Below are 10035 nucleotides of genomic sequence, written 5' to 3' on the forward strand. Positions count from 1 at the left end.
ACCCGGGAGGCAGCTGACATGCTGAGTGGACAAAGTGCAATCGCGGCAGCAGGCCAGGCGCCGGCCAGCCTGGTCGAGCATCTGAGGGGGCTGGCGCAGCAGCGGCCCGACGACATCTGGCTCACCGTGGCCGCCGTGCAGGACGGCCGCGTGGTCGAGCGCAGCCACAGCTATGGCGAGTTCGACCGCCACGTGCGCGCGCTGGCCGCCCGGCTGCAGCAGCTGTGCCCCGTGGGCGCGCGCGCCCTGGTGATGATGGACAACGACGAGCACTACGCCGCCAGCATGCTGGCCTGCTTCTACGCGGGCGTGATCGCCGTGCCGGTGCCGCCGCTGGAATCGCTGCGCGTGCAGCACCTGGAGCGGCTGCTGGGCATCGTGGGCGACGCGGACGCGGCCTGCGTGATCAGCACGGCCGAAGTGATGCAGGCCCTGCCCGGTGCCGATGCGCGCTTTGCAGGCATTGCCGCCGTGGCCGCCGACCAGGTGGACCTGGCCGATGCCGAGGCCTGGCGGCCCCATGCGCCGGCTGCCGACGACATCGCCTTCCTGCAATACACCTCGGGCTCCACCTCGGCGCCCAAGGGCGTGATGGTCAGCCACGGCAACCTCATCGCCAACGAGGCCGCCATCCAGCAGCGCATGGACATCGGCGCGGGCGACCGCTTCATGTCCTGGGCGCCGCTCTACCACGACATGGGCCTGATCGGCGGCCTGCTGCAGCCGCTGTACAGCGGCCTGCCGCTGGTGCTGACCTCGCCGCGCCTCTTTCTGGAAAGCCCCGTGCGCTGGCTGGAGCTGATCTCGCGCCACCGCGCCACCATCAGCGGCGGCCCCGACTTCGCCTACCGCATGTGCCTGGAGCGCATCAAGCCGTCGCAACTGGCGCAGCTGGACCTGTCGAGCTGGCGGCTGGCCTACACGGGTGCCGAACCCGTGCGTGCCGACACCGTCACGGCCTTCGCGCAGCGCTTTGCCGCCTGCGGCCTGCGGCCCGACGCGGCCTATGCCTGCTACGGCCTGGCCGAAGCCACCCTGTTCATCACCGGCGGCAGTTGCGGCGCAGGCGCCACGATCACGTCCTTCGATACCGAGGCCCTGGGCCAGGGCCGGGCCGAGGAAAGCTCCGGCGCCTCGCAGACCACCCCGCTCGTGGGCTGCGGCCCCGCCGTTCCCGGCCATGCCGTGGCCATCGTCGATCCGCACAGCCTGCAGGTGCTGGAGCCCGGGCGCGTGGGCGAGATCTGGGCGCACGGCCCCAGCATCAGCCAGGGCTACTGGGGCAAGCCGCAGCAAACGCAGCAGGCCTTTGTCGAGCATGCAGGCCGGCGCTGGCTGCGCACGGGCGACCTGGGCTTCGTGCATGCTGGGCAGGTCCATGTGGCGGGCCGCATCAAGGACCTGATCATCGTGCGCGGGCACAACCTCTACCCGCAGGACATCGAGCGCGTGGTCGAGGCCGAAGTCGAAGCCGTGCGCAAGGGACGCGTGGCCGCGTTTGCGGTGGAAGGGCCGTCGGGCGAGGGCATAGGCGTGGCCGCCGAGATTTCGCGCGGTTTGCAAAAGCTGGTGCGGAGGGAGACGCTGGTCGACGCACTGGCTGCCGCCGTGGCCACGGCCTTTGGCGAGGCGCCTGCCGTCGTGGTCCTGCTGGAGCCCGGCGCGCTGCCGCGCACATCGAGCGGCAAGCTCCAGCGCCAGGCCTGCAAGAAGGGCTGGGCGCAGCGCAGCCTGGAGGCCTATGCGGTCTGGGAGAACGGCGCCTTTGTGGACGCAACGGCGGACTCTGTGGCAAATGACGGTGCAGACCCAGCCGTCCCACTGCGCGATGCGACCGAGACTGCGCTGGCCATGCTCTGGTGCGAAGTGCTGCGCCGTGCCGAGCTGCCTGCGGGCGATCCGCAGTTCTTCCTGCTGGGCGGCAACTCCCTCTCGGCCGTGCAACTGGCTGCACGCGTGTCGCAGCAGTGGGGCGTGGACTTTGCGCCAGGCCTGCTCTTTGACCGGCCCCGGCTTTCGGCGTGCGCGGCTGCATTGCGCGAACTGCAGGCGGCAGGACCCGGAACTGGCATCCCTCGTCCTGGCCCTGTGGCGCGCGGCCCCGGTGCAAGCCAGCCCCTGTCCCACGCCCAGCAGCGGCAGTGGTTTCTCTGGCACCTGGATCCTGCGGGCACGGCCTACCACGTGGCGGTGGAGCTGCGGCTGGGCGGCACGCTGGATGCGCAACGGCTGCACACGGCCCTGGAGCGCCTGGTGGCACGCCACGATGCGCTGCGCACCGTGTTCCTGCCTGCCGCCGACGGGTCGGCCCGGCAGCATGTGCTGGATAGCGGCGGCCTGGAGTTCCAATGGCTGGACCTGGACCAAGAGCCGCAGCGTGCCCATGAAGAGGCACGCCGCCTGCACGCCAGGCCCTTCGACCTGGGCAAGGGCCCGCTGCTGCGTGCGCTGCTGATGCGGCTTGGGCCGGATGACCACCGTCTGGTGCTGGTCATGCACCACATCGTGTGCGACGGCGTATCCCTGCAGAACCTGCTGGACGAGCTTGCGCAGCAATACCTCCATCTGGGTGATGCGGCGGCGGCCGCCGAGCCCGCTGCCCCCGCATTGCAATACGCCGACTACGCAGCCTGGCATGCGGCCTGGCTGGATGGCGGCGTGCGCGAGCGGCAACTGGCCTACTGGCGCGGGCAACTGGGCAGCGAGCATCCCGTGCTGGCCTTGCCCAGCGACCGGCCGCGCGCAGCCGTGGCCCGCTACTCGGCTGCCCGGCATGGCTTCGCGCTGCCTGCGCCGCTGGTGGACGCGTTGCGCGCGCGTGCCGCCGAAGCCGGCGCCAGCCTGTTCATGGTGCTGCTGGCAGGCTGGCAGGCCGTGCTGCACCGCCATACGGGCCAGCAGGTGCAGCGCCTGGGCGTGCCCGTGGCGGGCCGCCAGCATGCGGGCACGCAGGGCCTGATCGGGTTCTTCGTCAACACCCTGGTGCTGCAGGCCGAGGTCGATGGCCGCACCCCGCTAGCCCAGGTGCTCAATGCGGCCAGGCGCGCCACGCTGCAGGCCCAGGAGCACCAGGACCTGCCTTTCGAGCAACTGGTGGAAGACCTGCAGCCCCAGCGCAGCCTGGCGCATCCACCGCTGTTCCAGCTGATGTTCAACCATGTGCATGAGGACTTGCGCGGCTTCGAGCGCATGACGGGCTGCATGGCCGAAGCGGCTTCCGTGCCCGGAGGCACGGCGCAGTTCGAGCTGTCGCTGGAAGTGCGTGAACGCGCAGGCGGCGCCGTGCGCGTGGGCATGGACTATGCGGCCGAGCTTTTCCTGCCCGCCACCATGGAGCGCCTGGGCCAGCACTATCTGCGCATGCTCGAGGCCCTGGCCCATCACCCCGAGGCGACTGTGGGCGAGGTGGATCTGCTGTCGGAGGAAGAACGTGCCGAGCTGGTGGCCTGGCAGTCTGGGCAGAGCGGCCATGCCGTCCCCGAGCTGGTCCATGCCGCATTCGAGCAGCAGGCGCGCCGCAACCCGCAGGCCACGGCCCTGGTCTTTGGAGAAGACTCCTGGAGCTATGGCGAACTCAATGCGCGTGCCAACCGCCTGGCCCACCATCTGATCGCGCACGGTGTGCGGCCCGAGGTCCAGGTCGGCATTGCCATGGAGCGTTCGCTGGAAATGGTGGTCTGCCTGCTGGCCATCCTGAAGGCCGGCGGCGCCTATGTGCCCATGGACCCCGAGCACCCGGCCGAACGCCTGCGCTATATGGCCGACGACAGCGGCATCGGCGTGCTGCTGACGCTGTCGGGCCTGGTCGCAAGGCTGCCGCTCGCGCTGCAGCCGCTGTGCCTGGCGGTGGACGCCATCGATCCGGCCTCCCTGCCGGCCCATGACCCGGGCGTCGCGCTGCACGGCGAGAACCTGGTCTACGTCATCTACACCTCGGGCTCCACCGGCCGGCCCAAGGGCGCGGGCAATCGCCACCGCGCGCTGTGCAACCGCCTGGCCTGGGGCCAGCAGCACCAGCCGCTGGCCGCGCAGGACACCGTGCTGCAGAAGACACCGTTCAGCTTCGATATCTCGTTCTGGGAGTTCTTCTGGCCGCTGTCCACAGGCGCCCGGCTGGCGCTGGCTGGGCCCGGGGAGCACCGCGATCCTGCGCGCATCGCGGCCCTGGTCGAACGCCACGCCGTCAGCTGCATCCACTTCGTGCCGTCCATGCTGCAGGCCTTTCTGTCCAGCGGCCATGCTCCGTCCTGCACCGGGCTGAAGCACATCGTCTGCAGCGGCGAGGCCCTGCCGGCCGAGCTGCGCGACCGCGCATTGGCCCTGTTGCCGGGCGCGCGCCTGCTCAACCTCTACGGGCCGACCGAAGCCGCCATCGAGGTCACCTACCACGACTGCCGCGAGCCCGGACCGCAGGCCGTGCCCATCGGGCGGCCGCTGGGCAACGTGCAGGTGCATATCGTCGACGCTGGCCTGCAGCCCGTGCCGCGCGGCGTGGCCGGCGAGCTGCTGCTGGGCGGCCTGGCGCTGGCGCGCGGCTACTGGGGCCGGCCCGCGCTCACGGCCGAGCGCTTTGTGGCCAGCCCTTCGGCGCTGGCCGGCGAGCGTGCCTACCGCACGGGCGACCTGGTGCGCTGGAACGAGCACGGCGAGATCGAGTACCTGGGCCGGCTGGACCACCAGGTCAAGATCCGTGGCTTCCGCGTGGAACTGGGCGAGATCGAGGCCGCCCTGCTGGCCATGCCAGGCCTGCGCGAGGCGGTGGTGGTCGCAGACTCTGCCGAAGGCGGCAGCCGGCTGGTGGCCTACCTGGCCGGTGAAGGTGCCGCGCTGCAGGACCTGGCTGCACTCAAGGCGCAGCTGGGCCGCAGCCTGCCCGACTACATGGTGCCCTCCCTCTTTGTGCGCCTGGACGCGCTGCCGCTCAACAGCAACGGCAAGGTGGACCGCAAGGCGCTGCCGGCGCCCGCGCCCCTGCCTGCATCGGGCGAGAGCGCGCAGCCGTTCGAGGCGCCCGAAGGCGGTGTGGCCGAGACCATTGCCGCCATCTGGCGCGAGCTGCTGCAGCTCGAACGCATAGGCGCCAACGAAAGCTTCTTCGACCTGGGCGGGCATTCGCTGCTGCTGATACGCGCGCACCGGCGGATCGAGGATGCGCTGGGCAGCGGGCTTTCTGTGATCGACATGTTCCAGCACCCGACCGTGTCCACGCTGGCCCGCCGCATCGAGGCGCAGCGCGGCGCGGGGGCGGCCCAGGAAGGGCTGAAGGACCAGCAGGAGTTGCAGGACCAGCAGGCCGACGCACGCGCCCAGCGCCGCCGCGCCGCGCTGCTGGGCCGCCGTGGTCTGACCGAGGAGGTGAACTGATGCGTGCTCAGGATGCGGGCTACAGCGGCGTGGAGATCGCCATCATCGGCATGGGCGGGCGCTTCCCGGGCGCGGACAGCGTGGACGCGCTGTGGCGCAACATCCGCGAAGGCCGTGAATCCGTGACGGTCTTCAGCGACGAGGCCCTGCGAGCCCGGGGCACGGAACAGGCCCTGCTGGACGATGCCGTCTGCGTGAAGTCCGGCGTGGTGCTGGAAGGCCTGGACTGGTTCGATGCCGGCTTTTTCGGCTACACGCCGCGCGAGGCCGGCCAGATCGATCCCCAGCAGCGCGTCTTCCTCGAATGCGCCTGGCAGGCGCTGGAGCATGCGGGCTATGACGCCGAGCGGCTGGACGCGGCGGCCGGCGTGTTCGCGGGTGCGGGCGCCAATCTCTACCTCATGCGCCATCTGCTGGGACGGGCCCAGTGGAGCGGCGGCATCGCCGAGCTGATCGCCCTGCTCAACGGCAACGCGGCCGACGCCCTGTGCACGCGCGTGGCCTACAAGCTCAACCTGCGCGGCCCGGCCGTGACCGTGCAGACGGCCTGCTCCACCTCGCTGGTGGCCGTGCACATGGCCTGCCAGTCCTTGCTGGGCATGGAGTGCGACATGGCCCTGGCCGGCGGGGTGTGGCTCAACCTGCTGCAGGGCGCGGGCTATCTGCACCAGCCGGGCGCCATTCTGTCCTCGGACGGCCATTGCCGCGCCTTCGATGCGCGCGCCGACGGCACCATGCTGGGCAGCGGCGCGGGCGTGGTCGTGCTCAAGCGCCTGGACGAGGCGCTGCGCGATGGCGACACCGTCCATGCCGTGATCCGGGGCAGCGCCGTGAACAACGATGGCGCGCGCAAGATCGGCTACAACGCGCCCAGCGTGGACGGCCAGGCCGAGGCCATACGCGCCGCCCAGGCCATGGCCGGCGTCGATCCCGCCTCAGTGGGGTATGTCGAGGCCCATGGCACGGGCACCACGCTGGGCGATCCCATCGAGATCGCGGCGCTGACCCAGGCCTTTGGCGGGGCTGGGGGACTGACGGGGCGTGCGCCCGGTCACTGCGCCCTGGGATCGGTCAAGACCAACGTGGGCCACCTGGACGCCGCTGCCGGAGTGACCGGCCTGATCAAGGCCGTGATGGCGCTGCGCCACCGCACCCTGCCGCCCAGCCTGAACTTCTCCACGCCCAACCCGCGCGTGGACTTCGCTGCCAGCCCCTTCCGCGTCCAGACCGCGGCGCAGGACTGGCCTGCCGGCCCGCTGCCCCGGCGTGCCGGCGTGAGCTCCTTCGGCATGGGCGGCACCAATGCGCACATGGTGCTGGAGGAGGCTCCGGCCACGCTCCCTGCCGATCCATCGGAAAGCGCAGGGCGTACGCCCCAATTGCTGCTGCTGTCGGCGCGTACGCCGCAGGCGTTGCAGGCCTCGGCCAGCCAGCTGGCCAGACATCTGGAGCAGCACCCGGGCATGGCCCTGGCCGATGTGGCCCACACCCTGCGTGTGGGCCGCAAGCGCCATGCGCATCGGCTGGCCGTGCTGGCCCATGGAGTGACCCAGGCCATCGAGGCGCTGGACCATCCGGCGCCCCTGGTGCATTTCACGGGCAGCGTGCTCTCGCCCCAGCCCGGCCTGGCCTTTCTGTTCCCGGGGCAGGGCGCCCAGCACGCGGGCATGGCACGCAGCCTGCATGCGCAGGAGCCGGTGTTCCGCGACATCGTGGACCGCTGCTGCGAGAGGGTGAGGACGCAGACCGGCATGGACCTGCGGCCCTGGCTGCTGGCGCAGGCCGACGATGCCCAGGCCGCGCAGGCGCTGGCGCGCACCGAGGCCACGCAGCCTGCGCTGTTCATCGTCGAGTACGCCATGGCGCGGCTGTGGATGTCCTGGGGCCTGCAGCCCGAGGCCATGCTGGGCCACAGCATCGGCGAGTATGTGGCGGCCTGCATCGCCGGGGTCTTCTCGCTCGACGATGCGCTGGACCTGGTGGTCGCGCGCGGCCGCATCATGCAGGCCACCGAGCCCGGCGCCATGCTGGCCGTGGGCCTGCCTGAGGCCGCGCTGCAGGACTGGCTGTGCCGGGGCTGCGATCTGGCCGCCGTCAATGCGGCCGATCTGTGCGTGCTCTCGGGCCGGCCCGACGCCATTGCGGCCGCCGAGCAGGCCCTGGCCGGCACGGGCGTGCTGCTGCGCAGATTGCAGGTGTCGCACGCCTTTCATTCCGCGCTGCTCGATCCCGTGCTCGACGCCTTTGCGCACCAGCTGGCCAGCGTGCGGTTCAACCGACCTGCCATGGCCTTCATCTCCAACCTCAGCGGCTGCTGGATCCGCGACGAAGAGGCCCAGGACCCCCGCTACTGGCTGCAGCATCTGCGCGGCACGGTGCGCTTTGCGCAGGGCCTGGACACGCTGCTGGACCAAAGCGACCGCATCCTGCTGGAAGTGGGCCCGGGCCAAGGCCTCAGCGGCCTGGCCCGGCGCCATCCCAAGGCTGGCGCACGCACCGTGCTGGCCTCGCAGGCAGCCGCCAACCGCGAAGAACTTCAGGCCGACCAGCCCGCGCGCTGCCTGGCCCAGCTTTGGGCGGCGGGCGTTGACGCGGCCAAGGCACCGCTGCTGAACAGCGCACAGGGCGCGCGCCGCGTGCCCTTGCCCGGCTATCCGTTCGAGCGCGAATCGCACTGGGTTGCCGCCACGGTGCCGGCCTCTGAGGCCGCTCCTGCTGCTCCCGGTGGTCTGCACGGCACCGATCCCCGGGGCTGGCTGTATGCCCCTGTCTGGCAACGCTCAGCGCTCGTTGTACGGGCCGCCGCGGTACCCGCCGGCGGCTGCATGCTGCTGCTGGCCGAGGCCGGATCGACACTGGCCGAATCCCTGGCGCAGGCCTGGTCCGACACCCAGCCCGCGCCCGTGGTCCGCATCGAACCCGGTCCGCTCCATGAACGCCTGGGGCCTGCCCGCCATGCGCTGCGCATGACCGAGCGCAGCGACTGGACGCGCGCCCTGGGGCAGATAGCGGCCGAGATCGGCCCGGTGGCCTGCATCTGCGATCTGTGGAGCCTGGGCACGCTGGATGACGCACAGGCGGCTGAGCGCTGCCTGCTCGGCCCGCTGGCCCTGGCCCAGGCGCTGGAGGCCGTGCCTGCCGCATCCGCTGTGGGCGCTGCTGGCCGGCAGCAGATGCTGCTGGTCACGGATGGGCTGGAGGACGTGACAGGGACCGAATCCCTGCAGCCCGCCAAGGCCATGCTCCATGGCCCCTGCCTCGTGATTCCCCAGGAGCTGCCGGGCATGGCCTGCCGCATCGTCGATGTGCTGCCTGTGCAGAGCGGGCATGCCCAAGGGATGGCAGCGCTGGCGCAGCGCATCCTGGCCGAGTTCAGCGAGCCCGCACCGGCCTGCGTGGCCTTGCGCGGCCCGCACCGCTGGACCCGGCGCTACGAGCGCATTGCGGGGCAGACGGCACCCGCCGTCACGCCAGCTGCGCCAGCCACCGCGCCGCGCCTGCGCCGTGGCGGCTGCTATCTGATCACGGGCGGCCTGGGCGGCATGGGGCTGGCGCTGGCCCGGCACCTGGCCGAGCACTGGCAGGCCCGGCTGGTGCTGCTGGGCCGCTCGGCGCTGCCTGAACGGGGTCAGTGGCAGGCACTGGCGCAGGATGCGCAGACGGAACCTGCGCTGCGTGCCCGGCTGCAGCAGTTGCTGGAGCTGGAACGGCTGGGCGCCCAGCTGTGCCTGGTGCAGGCCGATGTGGGCAGCGAAGCCCAGCTGCGCACCGCGTTGGAACAGGCGCAGCGCGCGTTCGGCGGAATGCATGGCGGCATCCACGGCGTCATCCACGCCGCCGGCCTGGCCGGCGACGGCATGCTCGCGGACAAGCGGGCACACGAGGTGATGCAGGTGCTCGCGCCCAAGCTCCAGGGCACGCGGGCCTTGCTGGCCGCACTGGCCGGGCAGCCGCTGGACTTCATGCTGCTGTGCTCTTCCCTGGCCGCCGTGGCGGGCGGCCTGGGCCGCATCGACTATGCGGCCGCCAATGCCTGCCTGGATGCGCTGGCCGTGGCCCATGGCCGCACGGCCGGCTGGCCGCTGATTTCCGTGGGCTGGGACGGGTGGCGCGGCGTGGGCATGGCGGCAGGCACGTCCATGCCCGAAGGTGTGGGCATCGCACCGGAGCAGGGCGTGCATCTGTTCGAGCGCATCCTGGCCGGCCCTGTGCAGCCCCATGTCTGCGTGTCCACCACCGATCTGGAAACGCGTCGCCATGCGGACCTCGCCGAGTTGCTGGACCAGGCCCTGCCTGCAGCAGCGACAACGGCAGCGACGGCGGGGCCTGCGCCCACCCAGGCGCGGCCCGGTGGCATGGCCGGCTTCGTGGCGCCCGAGGGCGACCTGGAGACCGGTCTGGCCGCGCTCTGGAGCGGCTTCCTGGGCGTGGCTCCCGTGGGCGCCGAGGACAACCTTTTCGAACTCGGCGGCGACTCGCTCATGGCCATACAGCTGCTGGCGCGCGTGCGCCAGGCCTATGGCGTCGAAATCCATCCTGCGGCCTTGCTGCGCACGCCCACGGTGCGGCGCCTGGCCGAACTCGTTGAAACCCGGTTGATCGAGGAAATCCAGGCGCTGGACGCCGAAGCCGAGCCCGCCCCGACCACCGCATCGCCGATTTATTCGTGAA

At 71.4% G+C, this 10035-nt stretch carries 2 protein-coding genes; both read left to right on the forward strand.

Translation table 11 applies throughout. The features are described 5' to 3' along the window. Positions 1-18: 18 nt before the first annotated feature. Positions 19-5364, forward strand: a complete 5346-nt coding sequence (locus IAE24_RS25860) for a non-ribosomal peptide synthetase (RefSeq protein ID WP_199961940.1) — start codon at positions 19-21, stop codon at positions 5362-5364. Continuing rightward, on the forward strand, positions 5364-10034 hold the full coding sequence (locus IAE24_RS25865; RefSeq protein ID WP_199961941.1) for a type I polyketide synthase: 4671 nt from the start codon (positions 5364-5366) through the stop codon (positions 10032-10034). The genes IAE24_RS25860 and IAE24_RS25865 overlap by 1 nt, the downstream gene beginning before the upstream one ends. Position 10035 lies beyond the last annotated feature (1 nt).

It is taken from the genome of Delftia sp. S65 (genome assembly GCF_016516495.1).
Classification (GTDB): Bacteria; Pseudomonadota; Gammaproteobacteria; order Burkholderiales; family Burkholderiaceae_C; genus Comamonas; species Comamonas acidovorans.